Origin of the sequence: Coleofasciculus sp. (assembly GCF_046539235.1) — a bacterium.
GTDB lineage: Bacteria > Cyanobacteriota > Cyanobacteriia > Cyanobacteriales > Coleofasciculaceae > Coleofasciculus.
Genome location: NZ_JBKHHI010000080.1, coordinates 1 through 20,071, shown reverse-complemented (window position 1 = coordinate 20,071; position 20,071 = coordinate 1). Strand labels below are relative to the sequence as shown.

At 45.8% G+C, this 20,071-nt stretch carries 17 protein-coding genes and 1 other RNA gene; 8 read left to right on the top strand and 10 right to left on the bottom strand.

The genetic code is table 11. The annotated features are described in order from the left end of the window. Positions 1-99: 99 nt before the first annotated feature. Both ACLFWI_RS09820 and ACLFWI_RS09815 read right to left on the bottom strand, forming a co-directional pair. The gene (locus ACLFWI_RS09820) at positions 100-1,824 is read right to left on the bottom strand and encodes a diflavin flavoprotein (RefSeq protein WP_446412792.1); all 1,725 of its coding nucleotides are present in this window, start codon (positions 1,822-1,824) and stop codon (positions 100-102) included. Between the two features lie 245 nt (positions 1,825-2,069). After that, positions 2,070-3,788 (bottom strand): diflavin flavoprotein, encoded by a 1,719-nt coding sequence (locus ACLFWI_RS09815; protein WP_446412791.1) that lies wholly within the window; start codon positions 3,786-3,788, stop codon positions 2,070-2,072. Positions 3,789-3,979: 191 nt separating this feature from the next. Between ACLFWI_RS09815 and ACLFWI_RS09810 the strand changes: the two genes are divergently transcribed. From ACLFWI_RS09810 to ACLFWI_RS09800, 3 genes are all read left to right on the top strand, one after another. Continuing rightward, entirely contained in the window at positions 3,980-4,273 is a 294-nt protein-coding gene (locus ACLFWI_RS09810; protein WP_446412790.1) for a BrnT family toxin, read from the top strand. Continuing rightward, the gene (locus ACLFWI_RS09805; protein ID WP_446412789.1) at positions 4,260-4,556 is read left to right on the top strand and encodes a hypothetical protein; all 297 of its coding nucleotides are present in this window, start codon (positions 4,260-4,262) and stop codon (positions 4,554-4,556) included. The genes ACLFWI_RS09810 and ACLFWI_RS09805 overlap by 14 nt, the downstream gene beginning before the upstream one ends. Positions 4,557-4,884: 328 nt before the next feature. Continuing rightward, positions 4,885-5,394, top strand: a complete 510-nt coding sequence (locus ACLFWI_RS09800) for an S-layer homology domain-containing protein (RefSeq protein WP_446412788.1) — start codon at positions 4,885-4,887, stop codon at positions 5,392-5,394. Here ACLFWI_RS09800 and ACLFWI_RS09795 read toward each other — a convergent pair. After that, positions 5,391-5,672, bottom strand: a complete 282-nt coding sequence (locus tag ACLFWI_RS09795) for a hypothetical protein (RefSeq protein ID WP_446412787.1) — start codon at positions 5,670-5,672, stop codon at positions 5,391-5,393. The genes ACLFWI_RS09800 and ACLFWI_RS09795 overlap by 4 nt on opposite strands. 314 nt (positions 5,673-5,986) lie before the next feature. Between ACLFWI_RS09795 and ACLFWI_RS09790 the strand changes: the two genes are divergently transcribed. Then, positions 5,987-7,021 (top strand): glutathione S-transferase family protein, encoded by a 1,035-nt coding sequence (locus ACLFWI_RS09790; RefSeq protein WP_446412786.1) that lies wholly within the window; start codon positions 5,987-5,989, stop codon positions 7,019-7,021. 139 nt (positions 7,022-7,160) lie between these two features. Here the strand turns inward: ACLFWI_RS09790 and ACLFWI_RS09785 are convergent, their stop codons facing one another. The 3 genes from ACLFWI_RS09785 to ssrA form a co-directional block, all read right to left on the bottom strand. Next, a complete protein-coding gene (locus ACLFWI_RS09785; RefSeq protein WP_446412785.1) occupies positions 7,161-8,792 on the bottom strand; it encodes an adenylate/guanylate cyclase domain-containing protein in 1,632 nt (543 codons plus the stop codon). Positions 8,793-9,044: 252 nt separating this feature from the next. Then, complete coding sequence (locus tag ACLFWI_RS09780; RefSeq protein ID WP_446412784.1) at positions 9,045-10,082, bottom strand: helix-turn-helix domain-containing protein; 1,038 nt, start codon at positions 10,080-10,082, stop codon at positions 9,045-9,047. 324 nt (positions 10,083-10,406) lie between these two features. Next, positions 10,407-10,798, bottom strand: a transfer-messenger RNA (tmRNA) gene (gene ssrA / locus ACLFWI_RS09775). Between the two features lie 305 nt (positions 10,799-11,103). Between ssrA and ACLFWI_RS09770 the strand changes: the two genes are divergently transcribed. Together ACLFWI_RS09770 and ACLFWI_RS09765 are read left to right on the top strand one after the other, a co-directional pair. Then, positions 11,104-12,366, top strand: coding sequence for an RNA-guided endonuclease InsQ/TnpB family protein (locus tag ACLFWI_RS09770; RefSeq protein ID WP_446412783.1), 1,263 nt, complete (start codon positions 11,104-11,106; stop codon positions 12,364-12,366). A 62-nt stretch (positions 12,367-12,428) separates the two neighbouring features. Next, the gene (locus ACLFWI_RS09765) at positions 12,429-12,767 is read left to right on the top strand and encodes a P-II family nitrogen regulator (protein ID WP_006098071.1); all 339 of its coding nucleotides are present in this window, start codon (positions 12,429-12,431) and stop codon (positions 12,765-12,767) included. A gap of 48 nt (positions 12,768-12,815) precedes the next feature. Here the strand turns inward: ACLFWI_RS09765 and rdgB are convergent, their stop codons facing one another. The 3 genes from rdgB to ACLFWI_RS09750 form a co-directional block, all read right to left on the bottom strand. Further along, positions 12,816-13,388 (bottom strand): RdgB/HAM1 family non-canonical purine NTP pyrophosphatase, encoded by a 573-nt coding sequence (gene rdgB, locus ACLFWI_RS09760; protein ID WP_446406738.1) that lies wholly within the window; start codon positions 13,386-13,388, stop codon positions 12,816-12,818. Positions 13,389-13,535: 147 nt separating this feature from the next. Next, positions 13,536-14,972 (bottom strand): phosphoglucomutase/phosphomannomutase family protein, encoded by a 1,437-nt coding sequence (locus ACLFWI_RS09755; RefSeq protein ID WP_446412782.1) that lies wholly within the window; start codon positions 14,970-14,972, stop codon positions 13,536-13,538. 158 nt (positions 14,973-15,130) lie between these two features. After that, the gene (locus ACLFWI_RS09750) at positions 15,131-15,451 is read right to left on the bottom strand and encodes a hypothetical protein (RefSeq protein WP_006098291.1); all 321 of its coding nucleotides are present in this window, start codon (positions 15,449-15,451) and stop codon (positions 15,131-15,133) included. A 509-nt stretch (positions 15,452-15,960) separates the two neighbouring features. On the opposite strand from ACLFWI_RS09750, the gene psbO reads away from it, so the two are divergent. Together psbO and acsF are read left to right on the top strand one after the other, a co-directional pair. Further along, positions 15,961-16,788 carry a photosystem II manganese-stabilizing polypeptide gene (gene psbO / locus ACLFWI_RS09745; RefSeq protein ID WP_446412781.1) on the top strand — a complete coding sequence of 276 codons (828 nt, stop codon included), beginning with the start codon at positions 15,961-15,963 and terminating at the stop codon, positions 16,786-16,788. Positions 16,789-17,104: 316 nt separating this feature from the next. Continuing rightward, complete coding sequence (gene acsF / locus ACLFWI_RS09740) at positions 17,105-18,181, top strand: magnesium-protoporphyrin IX monomethyl ester (oxidative) cyclase (RefSeq protein ID WP_446412780.1); 1,077 nt, start codon at positions 17,105-17,107, stop codon at positions 18,179-18,181. Positions 18,182-18,610: 429 nt separating this feature from the next. Here the strand turns inward: acsF and ACLFWI_RS09735 are convergent, their stop codons facing one another. Continuing rightward, positions 18,611-19,657: a Fic family protein gene (locus ACLFWI_RS09735; RefSeq protein WP_446364495.1), complete on the bottom strand. Its 1,047-nt coding sequence runs from the start codon at positions 19,655-19,657 to the stop codon at positions 18,611-18,613. Positions 19,658-20,071: the final 414 nt, after the last annotated feature.

The following is a 20,071-nucleotide window of genomic DNA, read 5'->3' as shown; positions in this document are numbered from 1 at the left end:
ATTGTCATCAACACCGCACCCCTAATTGCGATTGTGGCAGCATTAGGGGATTTAAATGAAGATGACTCGGAATGCTAACCATCCCCCCATCCCCCTGCACTAATAATGCGTCCCTGACTTGCGATGATGCACCGCCGTTACCCCCTCCGATAACACCTTGCCATTGGTCACTACCCCATAAATCAACCAATGATCCCCACATTCCATCCGATTATCCACCGTACATTCCACATACGCCAAAGCATCGCTAAGAATCGGACAACCATTTTCGCCATCCTCCGTCGCCACCCCCGCAAATCGGTCTTCCCCTGGGGCAAAGGGTTTGAGGAAATGCTTCATTAACCCCAAATGCTTCCCTTCCTCCAGAATATTCACCACAAATTGATCACCCTGATACATTAATGACTCAATTGCCCGGTCTTTCGCCACCGCAATAGTTAAACCCGGTGGATTAAATGTGGCTTGGGAAATCCAATCTGCCAACATCGCCCCCGTGAGTTCTCCCTGCTTCGCCGTAATAATACAAAGTGACCCAATTAACCGCCCCACAGCCTGTTCTGTGCGGGCAACTTGGGCATCACTGACGGGTTGGCGAGATGTGCGGGATTTCTTGGCTTTCTTCAGGGCTTGGGCAAAATCCGTTCCCGCTTCTTCGGCGTATTTCAGCGTGGCTTCCGTGGGCTTAAACTTAACCCGAATCGTCTCAAAGCCAAACTTATACCCCGCATCCTTAAACTTATTTTCAATCAAGTCAATCGCTTCACCACTCCAGCCAAACGACCCAAAAACCCCCGCCAGTTTAGTTTTCGTCGCCGTGGATAAAACAATCCCCAAAGCGGTTTGAATCTGGGTGGGTGCATGACCCCCTAAGGTAGGGGAACCCATGACAAACCCCTCCGCCTTTTCCACGGCGGCACGAATTTCTTCCGGGTCAGCAATTTCGCAGTTAATCGATTCTACACCAACTCCAGCTTTAGTAATCCCCCGTGCGATCGCTTGGGCGACGGTACCGGTATTCCCATAAGCTGAAGCATACAACAGGGCGACGGTGATGTCTTGGGTTTTTTGCCTCTCACACCATTGGCGATAGGATTGGGTCAGGGGAATTAAGCTATAGCGTACCAATTGCCCATGACCTGTGGCATAAAGCCTTGCTTGCACCTCCTCTATCTTATCCAGCGCCTTTTCTACCTGTCGCGCATGAGGTGCCATGACACAATCAAAATAATAGCGGCGGTGTTCGCTAATTGTTGTCCAGCCTTCATCCATTACTTGGTCACCACACAGATGGGCACCAAATAACTTATCGGTAAATAGAACTTCGGTGTGCGGGTCGTAGGTACAGAGGGCGTCGGGCCAACGGGGATTAGGGGTGGGGATAAATTGTAGATGATGACCCTTGCCTAAATCCAGGGTTTCATCGCCCCGTACCACCGTGACTTTTAAATCCGGTGCATCTAAGATACCACGCAGCGCGATCGCACCAGGATTGGAACAGACGAATTGTATCTGGGGGGCGAGTTTGAGTAAGGCTTTTAGGGTAACGCCTCGGTTGGGATTGACGTGACCGAGGATGACGTAATCAATCTGTTTGGGGTCAATCCGACGTTGAAGTTCGGTTAAAAAGATTTCGGTGAAGGATTCCCCTGGAGGGTCAATCAAGGCGATTTTATCCGCTTGAATTAGATAGGAATTGGCGGTGGTGCCGCGTTGCAGGGCGTATTCGATTTCAAATTTGAGTCTATCCCACGTCCGGGAACGGAGAACGGTGGTGTCGGAGGCGATGGGGAGGACTTGAACGTCGCGAGGGGTAGGAGGGTTCATGAGATTTTAGCGTAGAAGGTTGTCTAAGAAGGGTAAGAGAGTAATTCTTTTGTTCAAATAACTACAGGTATGATAGTCTGGTAAGCTTTTGGGCGGTGTACCCCCACTCTGGGAACCACTTCACCCTCATCCCCTAACCCCTTCTCCCTTCAAGGGAGAAGGGGCACTATCACAAAAGACTGAGGAAGCTACGTCCATCAGTTGTACATCATTAACACAAATGACGAATGACAAATGACGAATGACTAATAGTAATTCCCCACTTTACGATGGTGAACCGCCGTTAATGCATCCGCCTTAGACACTCGTCCAGCGTTAACGGAGGCGTAGACAATCCAATGGTCACTCAACTCCATCCGACTTTCCACCTTACATTCCACATAAGCCAACGCATCGGTGAGAATTGGTGATCCATTCGTCGCTGTTTGTGTGTTCACCCCCTCAAACCGATCGGCACCTGGGGGAAAGCGCTTGAGGAAGTGCTTCATTAATGCCTGATAATTCCCCTCTTCTAAAATATTTAGCACAAAGCGATCGCTAACTTGCATTAACGACTCAATCGCCCGATCTTTAGCCACCGCGATGGTTAAGCCGAGGGGTTTGAAGCTGGCTTGGGATACCCAGGAGGCTAACATGGCACTCTTAATATCACCTTTTTGGGCGGTAATAATATAAAGTCCGCCACTGATTCGTCCTAGGGCTTTGTCCAGGTCACTATCCAGGGATTTCCGTTGCTTAATTTCGCGATCGCGAGTAAGAAGTTGCCCCATATCTGTTCCGGCTTCTTCGCAGAGTTGATAGGTGGCTTCGGTTGGGGTTTCTTTGACCCGAATCCCGGCAAATCCTTCTTTGAGTCCCAGGTTGCGGAATTGACTCAGTAGGGGGTCAATGGGTTCGTCATCCCCCCCATAAGATTCAAAGATACCCACGACTTGCTTGGATTTTACGGCGGCGAGGATGGTACTCACCGCGGCGGTAGCTGCTTTATTCGAGGCGGGAGGCATGGCAATGGCAATTCCCCCGGCGCGACTGACGGTTTCTTGGACTTCCTGCGGATCTGCCGATTTTAAGTCCATCATTTCCACACCCACCCCAGTTTTGGTAATGCCTCGGGCAATGGCTTGGGAAAGGCGATCGCTATAACCGTAATCGGACACATAGAATACAACCACAGAGGTTTCGGCTTTTGCTTGGGCTTTACTCCAGCGCCGATACCGATCGACCCATTCGCTAACATGATGCAATAATAGGGGACCATGACCCGTAGCGACGGTGGTTACGTCTCCCAGCTTATCCATCCGTTTCAAGGCGGAGAGAACGGAACGGGCATTGGGTGCCATTAAGCAGTCGTAGTAGAAGCGGAAGTCGGCTTCTATGGCACTCATGTCTTCGTCGTAGGTGCTGTCGGAACAGTAATGCATCCCAAATGCATCACAGGTAAACATGACTTGGGTTCCAGCATCGTAGCTGAAGATGGTGTCGGGCCAATGCAGGTTAGGGGCATTGACAAATTCCAACACATGCCCTTTGCCTAAGTCCAGTTGATCACCGTTTTTGACGATTTGCCGTTTAAAGGGGTGATGTACTAAGTCTTCTAGGAATTGAATCGCCACTTTTGATCCCACGACGGTAATCTCTGGCGCGAGTTGGACAATATCCTTCACCAAGCCACTGTGATCGGGTTCCGTGTGGCTAATAATCAGATAATCAATCTGGCTGGGGTCAATCAACCCCTTGAGGGTATCTAAGTAAAGTTCACGAAACTTTTCATGGGAGGTATCCACCAGGGCAATTTTCTCACCCCGAATCAGGAACGAGTTATAGGTGGTGCCGTTTTGCAGCCCAAACTCAATATCAAAGCGATCGCGATCCCAGTCTAAGGAACGGATCGCCGTTGTATCTGGCGCGATTTCCCCCGTCTGCATGGTTAAGCGCTTCTGGGTGCGATCGGTGAGTACTACCATTGATGTTGACTCCTGTATCAGCAACGTTTATTAAAACGATTTATTTTTTCTTCATTTTTACACGATCAACCCCAGGGGCTTTATCAGAAATCCTTATAGGTTTTGAGTAGAAATACCTATCACGGCTTTTGAGTGAGTCGGACTAACCGCACCGAATCGTCATCATAGAGGAGTTGTGTAAAATTAACAGTATGAACATTTTGTACCGTTTACAGGGTGTTGAGTTTGAGTGGGATCAGAACAAAGCACAGAGCAATTTTGAAAAGCATGGTGTAACCTTTCCAGAAGCGGCTGAAGTTTTCTTTGACCCTTTCTATCAAATGGGTGATGCTTCAGCCAATAATGAACAGCGTGATTTCATTATTGGGTATTCACTTGCTCCGCGACTTTTACTGGTTGTCTATGTAGAGCGTAGACAACGAATCCGAATTATTTCTGCTCGTATTGCTACTCGTACTGAACGAAAATTCTATGAACAAGCCTGAAAAAACATTTGAACTGCGTTTGCATCCACGGGCAACTGAGACAGTATCACTCAAGATTCCTACAGACACAGTGGAGTCACTCAAAAAAGTGGCGGCTAGTCGAGATATGTCATTGGATGCTCTATTGAAGTTTTATATTGGTCAAGGATTACGACAGGATCTAGCTAAACTTTTTTCTGATCGGGTTTTAGACATAACAGCTCAAGTATTAGCGAAGCATCTTGATTCAGAAGAGAAAATTTCCGCGATTCTACAGGAGATTCGAGGAGAAGTTGTTAACTAACACGACTTCTCAAAACAACCTACACTTAAGTAATCGCTCTCCTCACCCCACCATCCTAGTTCAAACCTCCATTCCTCTATGTATATGAAACAACAAGTAATAACAACACTACAAGAGCAACTTGAGTTTATAGATAAGCTAAAGAAAAGCTCGCCCTCTTCCAACGAGCAATTCTAGATTTAGAAAAATAAAGTAAACAGAGCGATCGCGCCTCTCTCTAAAGTTATAAAAAAAACCAATCCAATCATCCTCTTAAGTTAGAGGCAGATAGGATCGTATTTTTGCTAAAAGATACCCAATACATCAAAACATTAGAGAATTGGGTGCTATGAAAAACACTATACTTTATTCTGTCCAACAGCTTAAACCTATATTTTCCTGGCTATCTGTCGGCATCTTTGCTAGTGCTGTTGGTGGAAGTATTGCCCCACCTGTCAAGGCACAGAACTACTCAGATATCCAAGGTCATTGGGCACAACAGTGTATTCAAGGACTGACTCAACAAGGAGTAGTCAGTGGTTATCCAGATCAAACCTTTCGACCTAATAATGTGATTACTCGCGCTGAATATGCGGCGATGATCGACCAGGCATTTCCGAATACCTCCCTAGAACGAAATGCGATTAACTTTAAAGATGTCTCAGCCTCCTATTGGGGTCAAGAGAATAAAGCCACAGGGATAGGATTAATCCCTGAGGGAGTCCGGTCTTATTTATACTTCGTCGATCTCGATGGGCAAACTCTGATTGGGACGACCTATGATATGCAAGGTCAACGCTATCAACGCAATAAACAAGTGTTAGACCAGATGATGAATAGCCTGAGTTTTAACCGTTAAAGTTTCTTCGGTAACTCGCTATCCACTTCGGGAAAATAGCGGCGGATTACGGCACAATCAAATTTTGACATGATAGAGGAGGCGGGTTCACGTTCCAGTAGAAATTCAAACGCCGCCTCGACTAATTGTTCAGGTGAAACTTTCCCTTGCGACCATTGGTTATAGTCTGATTGACTGAGGGTGACATCGTAGTTATACTCGCGATCATTTTCTAGTTTCACCTGATAAGACCAGCCGTTGTCATGTTCAGTTGCGGATTGGATGGTGATGTTAGCCATATCTACCGTTAGTCTGGTGTGCTTTGGTGTTGGATGATCGGCAGGAAAACCCAACAGTAGCTAGATTATCATTCCGGGATGCGATCGCGATCGCTACTATTCGCCGCTATTGGATACAGTAGGGATGTGACATAGCTAACGTGGTGGAATAGATTTTGCTGATAAACCAGTTGTAGTTGTAGGTTGGGTTGACGACAGGAAACCCAACAGAATATAGGATATAGGATATAGGGCTAAAGCCCTTACTACGAACCCAAGCTAATCCATCAAACTAGATGTGTCACGCCAGTAAGATACAATTCAATTCTTCACTCATGGCAACATCTTCTTGGAAACCGAAAGGTACATCTCTCCCCTCAACCGTGATTATCCGGTTGGGCAAGTTTGTCTGGACAACAATGTGGCAGATTATGATGTCCAAACTAGCACCGCCCAGCAAAAAGGGAGAATACATTCGCCCAGAGAGTCAGTTTAGACAGACGATTGGTACAGACGCCGGAAATCCCTATCCACCCGCCCCAGGGCGCTATACTCTGTTTGTTGGACTTGGATGTCCTTGGGCGCATCGGACGCTGGTTGTGAGGGCGCTTAAGGGATTGGATCAGGTTATCGGTGTATCGATTGTCTCGCCATCTTCAGATCAGGGAATCTGGGTGTTTGAGGAACCCGAAGAGGGCTGTCACACGTTGCCGGAATTATACCAGTTAGCCCAATCCGGTTACAGTGGACGTTCGACGGTTCCAGTCTTGTGGGATAACCAGACGAAAACGATAGTTAATAATGAGAGTGCCGAGATTATTGTTATGCTCAACTCTCAGTTTAATCAGTTCGCTAAGAATGCTGCACTGGACTTGTATCCAGAGGATCTGAAGTCCGCGATCGCTGAGTGGAATGATAAAATTTACCATACGGTGAATAATGGCGTTTATCGCTGCGGTTTTGCCCAATCTCAAGAGGCTTATGATCAAGCCTGTGATGAATTGTTTACGACACTCAATGAAATTGATGCGGTATTAGAGACAAATCGCTATGTGTGTGGCGATAGAGTGACGTTGGCAGATGTGCGTCTATTTACAACCCTATTCCGTTTTGATATTGTTTACTATGGACTCTTTAAGTGCAACCTTCGCCGGATTAAAGACTATCAAAACTTAGGGGTTTACCTGCGCGATTTGTATCAACTTCCGGGGGTTGCAGATACCTGTGATTTGGAGAGTGTTAAGCGAGATTATTACGGCAATCTGTTTCCGCTGAATCCTGGCGGAATTATCCCGAGTGGTCCCGATGTGTCTAGCCTTATGGAACCTCATGGTCGAGAGACTGTGGGCAAAGCTTCAGTGAGAAGCTAAGTAGGGTCTGCTGAATAAGTCTTGTGGTGGCAATAGGCAATAGGCAATAGGCAATAGGCAATAGTTTCAACATCTCGACTTACAAATAACGTTTGCCATGGTAAAAGTTCCTAGTAAAATTTTGTCTAACGTCCAGTAGTTAAGATGGACTAAGTGTAGTTACTAGACCATCATTCTCGCACAATACGTCCGTCGCGTTATAGTGCTGCCACAAAACCCGATAGAGATGTAAAGGCGAAGTCTTACCCTTCACAAAAACAGGTGGTATTTTTTCGAGGGGAATACTCGGATCACCCAGCTTATCAAACGTACTTTGAGAGATTAAAATTTGCCCAGCTTGAGCCACGTCACAAATTCGACTGCTCACATTTGTTGTATCCCCAATTGTGGCATATTGAATCATATTTTTAGAACCAATATTTCCAGCCGCGACTGTGCCTGTATTCAAACCAATGTGAATTTGAATAGGTTGTCGGTTTTCTCGAATCCATTTTTGATTTAAGCGGGAAACTGCCCATTGCATTTCAATCGCTGCTTGTACCGCTAAATCCACATCATCTGGTTGGCGATACGGTGCGCCCCAAATTGCTAGAATTCCATCACCGATGTACTTTTCTAAGGTTCCTTCGTAAGGAAAAACAATCTCTTCTACAATGACTTGGAAATACTCATTCAGCATTTCAACAATCTGACGCGGTTCCATTTCCGCCGACATTTGCGTATAGTTGCTAATATCGGCAAACAAAGCCGTCACTTCTGTCTCCACCGTGGCTAAATTACCTTCTTCCCGTAACTTGCGACTAACAGATTGAGGAAAGAATCGTTCCAACTTTGCCCTCATTACTTCCTGTTCCTGCATCTTTTTATACAGGCGGGAATTTTCAATCGCGATCGCGGCTTGGTTGGCTAGACAAGTTAAAAACTCTAAATCTTCATCGGAGTAGATATCAGTCATGGACAAATTATCCACATACAATACCCCAATCACCTCATCTGCGGGTTTCAGGGGAACACACATTGCGGCATGAATCCCTTGTTCAACAATAGAGATTGAATCATTAAATAAGCCGTCTTTGCGAGCATCACCCGTGAGAATTGCATCCCCCTGCTCACGGACAAAATTAGTAATTTTACTACTGTAAAAATTTTCGTCAGTCTGGATTCCAGATCGCCAGTTTACGGCTTTTTGTTCCAGCACACCACTGATTTGATTAACCATCAAAATAGTGGCGCGATCAATATGCATGATTTCAAATAGCAAATCGACAATTTTTTGCAGCAATTGATCGGGATCTTCAGGAGAGGATAATTGTTTACTGACTTCTAGTAAAATTTGCAATTTATCAACCGTTCGTTGATGAGCATCTTGCTGCTTCAGTTTAATAATAGAATTTTCTGACTTATCTGGTTGCAATAAATCAGTAATTTCAATTCGAGTTTTTTCCGGAGAAACTTGCTTGACAATTGAAATTTCCGTATCATTGTCCGATGGTACAGTTTTCTCAACTTTAGGGATTTGCTGTACAAATTTAAACGATACATCCCCTAAACGAATAAAATCTCCATCCTTAAGTTGACATTGTTCAACTTTAAACTCATTCACAAACGTACCATTGAGGCTATTGAGATCCCGAAGGAGCACAGCGTCAGGGGAGAGCAAAATCTGAGCGTGGTAACGGGAAAGATAGCTATGGTCAACCACAATAGTGTTATCCTCTTCCCGCCCAATCGTATTCGCGCCCCAACTTAATGGATAGATTTGCTTGTGCAATATTTCACAATTACAGATTAAGTAAGTCACTTTTTTTAAATAGGTAAGACTGTAAAAAAATAGTCTTATTTGATGTTCATATTTCACTATTCTGACTACAGGGATTCTTTCAGATAGATATGTGTTAGGAGTTGGTGAGGAATTGGTAAAGAGTCTATAAAGTGGTCATTCGTCTTATGTCATACTCGCTCCCGACAAGAAGCAAGCTACGTTCTTTGTTAGCTTCTCCATCTTCCCCATCTCCCCATCTCCTTAAAACGGAAATGCCTCAGGTGGAGCAATATCAGCTCCTGCTTTTACACCCGTTTGACCCGATTGAATCCCCGGCGTATGGGTAGATTTGCTACTTTCAGCTTTTGGAGAAATAGAGTTTTGACCAGAAGGAACAGGTTCAGGTTCCGCTGTGTTTTGTGGTGCAGATTGTTGATTCGACATCCAGTTAAGTCCTCCCACTGCTCCTGCAATCAACGTGGCGTAGCCTAGATATAAATGAACAGATTTAAGGTGAAACCCTGTAGCTACTGGATCTTTATACCAGGAAGGAACCACAGACTTGACCGGATCAATTTCTGGCAAAGACAAGGCTAATGCTACACCATCTAACCCTAGAGCATAACCAAGCCGGCGAATAAAACCACGAATATAAATATCCTCGGGTAGCTGAGCCAGACTACCCGTTTCTAATGCTTCAATTTGATGAATGGGGACTAAGGTTTGGCGATGTAGCTGCTGAAGACTCAAAGAGCGGGATTTACGCGCTCGTCGCAGTTGTTGACCAATGTGCTGCAACATCTCTTCCCGTTCTAGGAAAAGCTTTTGTGCGGCTAATTCTGCTTTGGAGAGTTTTTTACGCGACTGATTTTCCCCAATCTCTCGATCCGCTAAACTGGGTGATAAGTTTGTCTCAACCCTATGGGACATCGTTTCTCCAGAGCCAATCGGACATTCCGTCTCTTCAGTTTGGGGAATCTCCAACTCCTCCTCTTCGGTTTCTGTCGGTTGATTCATTCCGTCAGAAGCCACAGGAGTTACAGGAACCACCTTATACTGTCTGGCAAATTCCTGAAAGGTCAACCTTACGGCTTCTCGCCCCACCGCCTTGACCAGAATATGGGCGTTGCTTGAGGCTTCTCCTAACATCGTTTGTAACCCAGCCATGGTGCGACGGTAAACTTCACTATCGATGAGTTCCGCCTCAATCTGATTCAGAATAGACCGCAATCCTTCCTGAGAAAGTTCAAGGGTTGAGCTATCGATAAAACCATTACCATACGTAGGTTGCATTACCATAACTTGCTCTTGCTCGTTGTTGTTTACATATTTAAGGATGAGGTACTCCAGAGTAAGGGATTCGGTTGGATAGGATGAATTCCCCTCCTTTTGGGCGGTCAAATCCTAGCATCCTTACCTTCAACATTATTGAATGAACACCAAAGCCGGAGTTTGGAGTTCATTCATCTGACCCGCAACAATTGTTAATAAATTGATCAGGGCACCGAAGGCGTTTGATTACCTTTTTCTGTCATCAAGGCATTCATCCGGATAATCTGATCATAATAAAAACCTCTCCATGCTAGATGAAGGGGTCTTATTACATCGGAAAATTGAATTTAGAAATGGAGCCTACGGGAATTGAACCCGTGTCCGCATTGGGTATTTACCTACCGATCATTCACAGGCTTAGCCCTTCTCATCCTCAGGGCGGGAACCATCCATTATCCCGGATGGTGGGATGCTTTGGTTGGGGTCTTTGCTAGCCAGCCGACCAAAGACAGCTCGCCTAGCGCATCCGTTGGGGTTGTGTCCTTAGCCCTTAACGGAGTCAGACTAAGAACGCTCGAACCTATAAGAGGTGTTTAAGCGGCTACAGGAGCTGCCTTACGAGCAAAAGGAACGATGTTGTTCGCAGTTACTTTTTTTTGAGTCCGGGATTTACGAGAGAAGACTCACTCTCGACCTGTATCACGGGTTGGCTTTCACCAACACGTCGAAACCATTAAGGCCCCCTGTGATATATTCTCATTTTAATCAAAAGTTTGGCGATCGACCACCGTAGCCTGAGGATTGGGGAAATGCGAGAGTTTTGACCCTTGACGACTGAAGGCATAGTTTGTCGGGGCGAGTTTCACTACAACTCAACCTGCCCTGATCGAGTGTTGACCGTCTGGGAATTGGCGATTGGCGACGGGCAATGCATACGACACTCCAAATAACTGTATTCAATGTTACAAAAAAAATATTGATGGGAGTGTAAAACTAAATCGCGATTATCTCCGGAACCTCAATGAAGTAAGCCGGAGCCGGATAGAAGATGCTAACACGCCGAGTGACTTTCAGACTTTATCCAAATAACTCCCAGTGCGACAAACTCCATTGGGCAAGAAAAATGCACTGTGACCTATACAATGCGGCTATTGCAAACCGTAGGACACAGTACAAACACTTTGGTCATTCTGTTGATTATTTTGAACAACAGAACTGTTTGCCTGAGTTTAAAAAAGTTTGGGTTGAGTATGCAGAATTAGGTTCTCAGACGTTACAAGCTACATTAAAACGTGTCGATATAGCCTATCAACGTTTTTTTAAGGGTTTGGGTAAATATCCCAAATTTAAAGCTAAACGACGATATGCAGGTTGGACATATCCTAATAAACAAAGTTGGCGGGTCTCCTCTAATGGCAAAAATGGTCATCTAGAGCTGAGAGACTTGGGAGAAAAAATTCATATCCGAGGTAAAGCCAGGACATGGGGAATTCCAACGACCTGTACAATTTTCTTTAGAAATGGTAAATGGTATGCATCAATAACTGTACAATGTGAACCAACTCGTCAAACGGGTACAGGTTCTATTGGAATAGATTTGGGTTGTAAAGACGCGATAACTCTTTCGACTGGTGATAAAATTCCTAAACCAGACTTTATTAAGGAGGGACATAAAAAGGTCAAGGTGGCTTCAAAGCGTTTGAGACGCAAGAGAACCCCTAACAGGAACAAGAAAGTTAAAGCCTCAAGACGCTGGAAAAAGGAATGGAAGAGAGTTTCTAAACTCCAACGGAAAGTCACCCGACAGCGGGAAGATTGGCTGCACAAGACAACCAGCGATATAGTCAGCAGTAATAGCCTAATCGCTGGTGAACAGCTAAATGTAAAAAAAATGACAGGCAAAGCCAAGAAGGGTAAACGAAAACTACAGAAAGCTGGATTAAATAGGTCTATCCTTGACGTTGGTTTTGGTATGATTGGAGACCTGTTAACCTATAAAGCGGCTGAAGCTAATGGCTTCTATGTCGAGTCACCAACACAGAAACTCAAACCTACTCAGCGATGTGCTAAGTGCTGGGAACTGACTCCCAAGACCTTAGCAGATAGAGTTCATGTTTGCTCTAATCCCGACTGTAATCATGTTGAGGATAGAGACGTAAATGCTGCTCAAGTCAACGAGATTTGGGCAAGGGGGCAGGAACTGTCCTCTTTAGACGCCGAGTTGCCTAGCTCTACTGCATACGGAAGTATGAAGCAACTAGGGGCGAAGAAACGTCAGAAACAGCGACTTCAACGAAGTAAGTCGCCGTAGTTCATCGTGTCATGCTGGTCTGATACATATAAATAAAGAAACGTAAGTGAGGAGCTAGAATCTTGAAAAAGGTAGAAGCGATTATTCGACCCTTTAAGCTTGATGAAGTTAAAATCGCCTTGGTCAACGCTGGAATCGTCGGGATGACGGTTTCGGAAGTTCGGGGATTTGGACGCCAAAAAGGTCAAACCGAACGCTATCGAGGTTCTGAATACACCGTTGAGTTCCTGCAAAAGCTCAAGGTGGAGATTGTCGTCGAAGATGCCCAAGTCGATATGGTAGTAGAAAAAGTTATTGCTGCTGCTCGCACGGGTGAAATTGGCGACGGAAAAATCTTCATCAGTCCCGTTGAGGAAATTGTCCGGATCAGGACGGGTGAACGGAACCTGGAAGCTGTTTAAACTAACTTATGAATTATGGATTAAGAATTGATTTTTCTAATTCATAATTCATAAAATTTGGTTGAACTGGGGAAGGAGTAACTCAAAGGCTTTGCCACGGTGACTGTAGCGTCGCTTCAGTTCCGGAGTCATTTGGGCAAAGGTTAATCCTTGTTCTGGCACGTAAAAAATCGGATCGTAGCCAAAGCCACCTGTACCCAAGGGAGCCTTGAGGATTTCACCTCGGCACACGCCCTCCACTTCTAAGGCGATTGTGCCATCAGGACGAGCGATCGCGATCGCACAAACAAACTGCGCCCCCCGATTGGACGTATCCCCCAGTTCGGACAGCAACCGCTGAATCCGTTCTGTATCGGTTTTGCCGTAGCGTGCTGAATAAATACCCGGCGCTCCGTTCAAAGCATCTACTTGCAAGCCAGAATCATCGGCGATTGACCATTGACCCGTGGCTTGGGCGACACCTAACGCCTTGAGACGAGCATTAGCCGCAAAGGTATCCCCCGTTTCCTCAATCTCGATTTCCGGTGGCTTAAGCTGCAATTCCCAGGGCAAATCACCGAGATATGCCTGCATCTCGCGTAATTTACCTGGATTTCCAGTGGCAACAATTAGGTTGGTCATTTGTCATTTGTCATTCGTCATTTGTTAGGAAACAGGGAATAGGGAATAGGGAACAGGCAATAGACAACACCTCGGCTTCGCTCGGTGTGTCTTATGGAATAGAGTAATGGGCTATAGAAATTTTGTCTCCCATCTCCCCCTGCTCTCTCACCCCTGATTCCTATTTGCCCAATCTTTTGCCCAACTGAGGGTTTGACGAACTTGTTCTGGAGTCGAGGCTTCACAGTAAAGGCGTAAGACGGGTTCGGTGCCACTGAACCGAATCAGTAACCAGCTACCATTGGCTAACCGGAACTTGTACCCGTCGATTGTCTGACAATCAACAACCGCTTGACCATCAATCTCAGTGGGGGGTTGGGTTTGCAGTTGGTTGAGTAGACGCGATCGCTCATCCATTCCCGCTAGATGTAAATCAATGCGGTCATAAACTGAGGTATAGCCAACTTGCTCTTGTAAGCTTTGGTAAAGTTGGCTTAAATCCATACCCGATTCCGCGATCGCTTCCAACAGATACAGGGCAGAGAGTAAGGCATCGCGTTCTGGGATATGTGTCCCATACCCAATTCCACCGGACTCTTCACCTCCCAGCAAGACTTGGGTAGAAACCATGCGATCAGCAATATATTTGTACCCAATGGGGGTTTCGTGGAGAGGCAATTGATAAAGTTGAGCAATTTGGGGAATTAAATCCGAACCACTAATTGTTTTTACCACTTCCCCTGTCTCTTGCCGTCGGGATGCTAAATGTTCAATCAGAATAGGGATTAGAATTTGAGAACTGAGGAAATTGCCTTGTCCATCCACTGCCGCGATGCGATCGCTATCTCCGTCAAAGACCAATCCTACCCGTAAAGCCGCCTCTGCTTGTCGTCGGTGGGTACGGATTTGGCGAAAGAGTTGAGACAGATAACGGGGCAAAGGTTCCGGCGCACCGCCACCAAATAAGGGATCACGGGAGCTATTGAGTTCCTGAATCGGTACATTTAAAATTTTGCTCAAGCCCCCTGCGGCTGCGCCATGCATGACATCGGCAAAGACAGTCAATTTACCTTGGCTAATCAGGTTCTGAATACTCGCCAAATTTATTTTTGAGCGCAGCGCATCACAATAACTCGACCAAGGATCAAAGGATTGGATTTTACCTGGCGTTGGCGCTGAGGTTGGGGGTTGAGCGAGTTTGGCTTCAATTTTTTGGGTAATTTCTGGCGGAACTGATCCCCCAAATGCCCCCTTCACTTTTAATCCCAGATAACTGGCTGGGTTATGGCTAGCCGTTAGAACCAAAGCACCTAGAGCATTCTGGTTATTTGCTACCCAGCTAAATGCCGGAGTGGGCGCGTAACTTTCAGAAAACAACACATCAAATCCCAGGGATTGGACAACCTCCGCCGTCTTTTTGGCAAAGGTTTCTGCCATAAAGCGCCGATCATAACCCACCACCACAGTCCGGCTACCGCTGGTTTTGCCATAACACTCAGCCAGAACTTGAGTAGCGGCTGTTGCGACTAACGCCACACGCTCAAAAGTAAAATCGGCGGCGATCACACCTCGCCAGCCGTCTGTGCCAAACTTAATTTCATTCATAGTCCCTGCTCAAAAATAAGAATAATAAGATAAAGTGCTAAGACTGACGGCTGGATCTTAGCACCTGTTGCCCCAACTGTCTTGTTGGCGCAACATCGTTTAACCTAATCTCCAAGACGTTTCCCGCCGTAATCTCGCTCCGCAAGCGCTAGCTCGCTTTAGGGTTGTTGAATCTCAGAGATGGCTGCTTCCGGGAAATTTGTCAGCAGCGATCGCAGCTTCATCCGTGCCACATAAGGCCAACCCCCTAATTCTTCAATATCTTTGAGCAGCGCATACAGGGTTTGTCGATTGTCGGGTAACGAGTCTTGAAATAGACCATCTCGGATCTCGCGGTGCGCCTCTTCCAGCGTCCGCAGCAGAGCCAGCAGTGTTAATGTATCCCCTTTATGCTTATCGGCTAACGCCCAAATCTCCGTCCTTAGAGCTTGTAATTTGACCTGTAGATCCTGAGCATCTAACTCATCACTAAAATTCATCCTACCCCTGTCAATCTTCGTTGTTTCTTGCCACCTGCTTGATTGAAAGCGTAAAAGTGTCGCTTCCCGTGTACAATGCTAGAGAAAAGCTAAGGTTCACGCTTTCGGCATCCTGTAGGGAACAAGGCTTTAGTAAGCCACCGTTCGATCTACTAAGCGATCACCGATAACCAGCGTGTGACCAAAACTATACCATGGTGTCAACGACCGCACACCTAATCGCAGGATCAGGTGTAGGCTCTTCAAAGCCTGTTGACCATGGGAGTAATCCCAGTGCGGCAATTTCGTCGGGCGTTGCCCACCTGCTTCGCTATCGGACGCTGACCCTCCGGGTTCTCCTCGTCCGCACCTTTGCCGCATTTCATTTAAGGTGGAGTGAATTTAAGGTGACTTTCGTTGATATGGTAAGGATAGTTGCGGTTTTATTTATATAAACCACAGCCTGATTCACTAACTAATCACCATAAAAAAATTTTTCTTGTTTTAGAGATTGACGATTGAGGTTGACCATGAGGTATCGCGCATTGATTGTTGCCTTTTTGGCATTGTGTCTGGGGGTGTTAACGGCTTGTTCAGAAGCAACAGCGACTAGTCCTGATCAATTGACCTACGACCAGATTAGAAATACGGGCTTAGCGAATTTATGTCCCCAGCTCTCAGAAACAACTCGTGGTTCTATTCCCATTGAGTCTGATAAGTCCTATCGAATTGTCGAGCTGTGTTTACAGCCAACCAGCTTCTTTGTCAAGGAAGAACCGACAAATAAGCGTAGAGAGGCAGAATATATCCCAGGTAAGTTATTGACCCGGGCTACCTCTAGCCTAGATCAAGTTGAAGGTTCCTTGAATCCTGGAGAAAATGGCAGCCTTATCTTTACTGAAGAGGATGGCATTGACTTTCAAGCGATTACAGTACAGCTACCTGGAGGCGAACAAGTTCCCTTCATGTTCACAATTAAAAGTTTGGTTGCCACAAGTCAGCCAAACATGACAAGCGTGAATACGTCTACTGACTTTGAAGGGGAATTTAAGGTTCCGTCTTATCGAGGTGCTGTGTTCCTCGATCCCAAAGGTCGTGGTGTAGCATCTGGCTATGATAATGCGATCGCACTGCCTTCCAAAGCGGATGAAGAAGAATTTGTTCGCGCTAACGTTAAGCGCGTAGAGACTCGCTCGGGTGAGATGTCTCTACAGGTTTCTAAAGTGGATAGCTACACCGGAGAAATTGCGGGTACCTTTGAAAGTAAACAGACGGCTGATACTGACTTAGGTGCTGAAGAAGAACCTGAAGAAGTCTTGATCCGAGGGATCTTTTATGGTCGCGTTGAAGCTGAATAGGCTTAGTGGTTAGTGCTTCGGTACTAAACCGTCTTTGATCTAATAATTAGGGGCATGGGGATAGTCATGTCCCTTTTTGACAAAGCCGAACTGTTGTAGAGACGCAGGCAACGTCTCTACCTTACCTGTTCCCTGACAAACATGAAGAAAGGTTAAGCAAATTTACAAATTTTAACCTTAACTGGATTTTGCACTCACCCAAGACCTTGGTAGACTCAATATGCAGCTCTAAAAAATCGGCGCGGGTCGAGTCACCCCCCAATTGCCATATTCTCAAGTCCAAAATCCTAAGTAAAAGATAACGAGTAAAACAAACATGGTAGATACCCTTAAAAAACCTAGCTTTGAAGAAATCAGACCTGGCGTTAAATCCCCGGCGAAGGAGACCATACTGACGCCTCGGTTCTACACGACGGACTTTGAAGCCATGGCGCAGATGGATATCTCGCCGAATGAGGATGAGCTATTGGCGATTCTAGAAGAGTTCCGTGCGGACTACAATCGCCACCACTTCGTCCGGGACGCTGAGTTTGAGCAGTCTTGGGAGCATATCGACGGTGAAACCCGCCGCTTGTTTGTGGAATTTCTGGAGCGTTCCTGTACAGCAGAATTCTCGGGATTTTTACTGTACAAAGAATTGGGTCGTCGGATCAAAGATAAAAGTCCGGTGCTGGCAGAATGTTTCACCCTCATGTCTCGTGATGAAGCACGTCATGCTGGTTTCCTGAACAAGGCGATGTCAGATTTCAATCTGGCATTGGATTTGGGATTTTTGACCAAGAATAAGAAGTACACCTTCTTCCAGCCGAAGTTTATCTTCTACGCCACCTATTTGTCGGAGAAGATTGGCTACTGGCGGTATATCACCATTTATCGACATCTTGAAGCCCATCCTGAAGACCGGATTTACCCCATCTTCCGGTTCTTTGAAAACTGGTGTCAGGACGAAAATCGTCATGGGGATTTCTTTGATGCGATCATGAAAGCCCAGCCGCAAATGTTAAATGATTGGCAGGCGAAGTTATGGTCTCGCTTCTTCTTGCTCTCAGTATTTGTGACCATGTATCTAAATGACATCCAGCGGTCTGGTTTCTATCGGTCGATTGGTTTAGATGCCCGCGAGTATGATAAGCATGTGATTAAGAAGACCAACGAAACGGCAGGACGGGTATTTCCGGTGATTTTAGATGTGGAACATCCTAAGTTCTACGAACGTCTAGAAGTCTGTATTGGCAATAACGAAAAGTTAACGGAAATTGCTAACTCCAACAGTCCAAAGTTCGTGCAATTTTTCAAGAAGCTGCCCTACTATGTCTCTAATGGCTGGCAGTTCCTGAGACTCTACCTGATCAAGCCCATGGAAGTTGCTTCTCAACAGGGCGTGGTTCGTTAGATAACTCAGTTCCAGATAGCATGGTATGATGGCGCGTCTGGAACGACCTCAAATTTGTCTCCGCTAATTTAATAAAATCTTCCCTCGTTGACCTTTTTTGATGGATAGCGAGGGTTTTTCCTCTAATACTAAACTCGGCGGATTTGGTATCATGTTTAACCGAATTTTTGAATTTTAATCCGCGAATAAACAAGACTTAACGTTGAGTCAATAATATACTAGCTAACGACATCTTCTTCAGTTATTACAGCAGCCCTTGTTAACCCAGTGATAGTATCACTGGGTTTTTTGCCCACCAACTGCGATTAATAAACCAATGCTCTACCATTGCATACATTCTCCGGCTTTTAATTCAGAAAATAAACGCTCCTCAAAATCAGGTTGATATAATTTCATTGTTTTAAGGATGAATTATAAATTAGGAATAATTTATTGCTTCTGCCAACGCGCATCCACCCCACGTCCCTGACAAGTCAAACGTCCAGCATCCCGCTCCCGACGCAAGATACGACGAATCAAATCAATCCCCACCGTTGGACATCGCTCCTGCAACTCTCGAATCGAAAACTCCCTAGGCAAATTGTTAATCACATCCAACACCATTGCCGTTTTCGTTCCCCTCGTAGACGTAACCACCCCCACCCTTGTCTCAAACTCCCGATACGCCGACAGCACCATCACTCCCAAAAAATATTCCCACCATGGTAATAAGTTATGCTCTCCTTCATGCCAACCTTGGGAAGACTGGTAAAGCGTATCATAGTAACTTTCCTTAGTTCTCTCGACAATCCGCTCCAAACTAATAAACCGCCCCACCTCATAACCCGCTTTATAAAGTAGCAATAGGGTAATCAACCTTGCCATTCGCCCATTTCCATCTAAAAACGGGTGAATACATAAAAAATCCAGAACATAGGTCGGAATAAGCAATAACGGCTCGATCTCACTCGACTGCCAAAGGCGATTAAACTGGTCATGCAAACGTTCCATTGCCACAGGCGTCGCATAAGCGGGAGTCGGTCGAAACCTGACCACCTTAGTCCCATCCGGATAGGTGGCACTAATTTCATTATCCACCGTTTTCCAGCGCCCCCCTGTATTAACAGCAAACTGGTAAAGGTCACGATGAAGTTGTAAAATAATATTCGGCGTAAACGGAATATGGGCATAGCTAGTGTGAATCGTTGTCAGGACATCCCGATACCCAGCAATTTCCTGTTCCGAGCGATCGCGTGGTGTTGTTTTTTCCGTAACCAGCTTCTTAATCCGCTCCAACGGTACAGTAATCCCTTCAATCCGGTTGGAAGACTCCGTACTCTGAATCACCGCCGCTTGGCGCAACGTTTCCAGAACTTGGGGCGCTTGTTCCTTAAACAACTCCTGCTTACCCTTATACTCTCCAATCAAGCGAATCGTTTGCAGCAGTCTTTGATTAATCGGTTGCTGTTCAATGAACCCTTGTTCAAATGATTTCATGTTAATGTTGCCTCATAACCCCGGATTTCTCACCACAATTGCCCAAAGGCTCATACAACCTGGATCAACCGTAGAATAAGGCTTTCAACAGTCAAAATTCCGGGTTGGTCGAAAATGCTCGAAACCTAATCCAGGTAAAGGTTTCGACGACTCAGATGGCAAAACTTGTGAGAAATGCGGGACCAAATCATAGATCATGGTGCGTTGCTCCCAACATCGCTGTTAGACATTGCTGCCCTGCGCCACTTATCTAGACTAAAGTAAACGCTTATTTTGAGCGTATTTTGGGGGAGTCCATGTTGTTACTGAGCTTGTCGAAGTATCCCAACGCGCTCATCAAAGATTACAGCGTGGGACTTATAGCTCCCCCAAACCCCCTCGCCAAGTTAACTAAACAGTCCAGTTCCCATTGCA

What these genes read in the sequence shown, in the direction of transcription:
- ACLFWI_RS09770 (WP_446412783.1), top strand. Translation starts at nt 11,104, where the DNA reads ATGCTAACACGCCGAGTGACTTTCAGACTTTATCCAAATAACTCCCAG.
- ACLFWI_RS09795 (WP_446412787.1), bottom strand. Translation starts at nt 5,672, where the DNA reads ATGGCTAACATCACCATCCAATCCGCAACTGAACATGACAACGGCTGG.
- psbO (WP_446412781.1), top strand. Translation starts at nt 15,961, where the DNA reads ATGAGGTATCGCGCATTGATTGTTGCCTTTTTGGCATTGTGTCTGGGG.
- ACLFWI_RS09735 (WP_446364495.1), bottom strand. Translation starts at nt 19,657, where the DNA reads ATGAAATCATTTGAACAAGGGTTCATTGAACAGCAACCGATTAATCAA.
- ACLFWI_RS09815 (WP_446412791.1), bottom strand. Translation starts at nt 3,788, where the DNA reads ATGGTAGTACTCACCGATCGCACCCAGAAGCGCTTAACCATGCAGACG.
- rdgB (WP_446406738.1), bottom strand. Translation starts at nt 13,388, where the DNA reads ATGACCAACCTAATTGTTGCCACTGGAAATCCAGGTAAATTACGCGAG.
- ACLFWI_RS09820 (WP_446412792.1), bottom strand. Translation starts at nt 1,824, where the DNA reads ATGAACCCTCCTACCCCTCGCGACGTTCAAGTCCTCCCCATCGCCTCC.
- ACLFWI_RS09800 (WP_446412788.1), top strand. Translation starts at nt 4,885, where the DNA reads ATGAAAAACACTATACTTTATTCTGTCCAACAGCTTAAACCTATATTT.
- ACLFWI_RS09750 (WP_006098291.1), bottom strand. Translation starts at nt 15,451, where the DNA reads ATGAATTTTAGTGATGAGTTAGATGCTCAGGATCTACAGGTCAAATTA.
- ACLFWI_RS09755 (WP_446412782.1), bottom strand. Translation starts at nt 14,972, where the DNA reads ATGAATGAAATTAAGTTTGGCACAGACGGCTGGCGAGGTGTGATCGCC.
- ACLFWI_RS09805 (WP_446412789.1), top strand. Translation starts at nt 4,260, where the DNA reads ATGAACAAGCCTGAAAAAACATTTGAACTGCGTTTGCATCCACGGGCA.
- acsF (WP_446412780.1), top strand. Translation starts at nt 17,105, where the DNA reads ATGGTAGATACCCTTAAAAAACCTAGCTTTGAAGAAATCAGACCTGGC.
- ACLFWI_RS09780 (WP_446412784.1), bottom strand. Translation starts at nt 10,082, where the DNA reads ATGGTAATGCAACCTACGTATGGTAATGGTTTTATCGATAGCTCAACC.
- ACLFWI_RS09810 (WP_446412790.1), top strand. Translation starts at nt 3,980, where the DNA reads ATGAACATTTTGTACCGTTTACAGGGTGTTGAGTTTGAGTGGGATCAG.
- ACLFWI_RS09790 (WP_446412786.1), top strand. Translation starts at nt 5,987, where the DNA reads ATGGCAACATCTTCTTGGAAACCGAAAGGTACATCTCTCCCCTCAACC.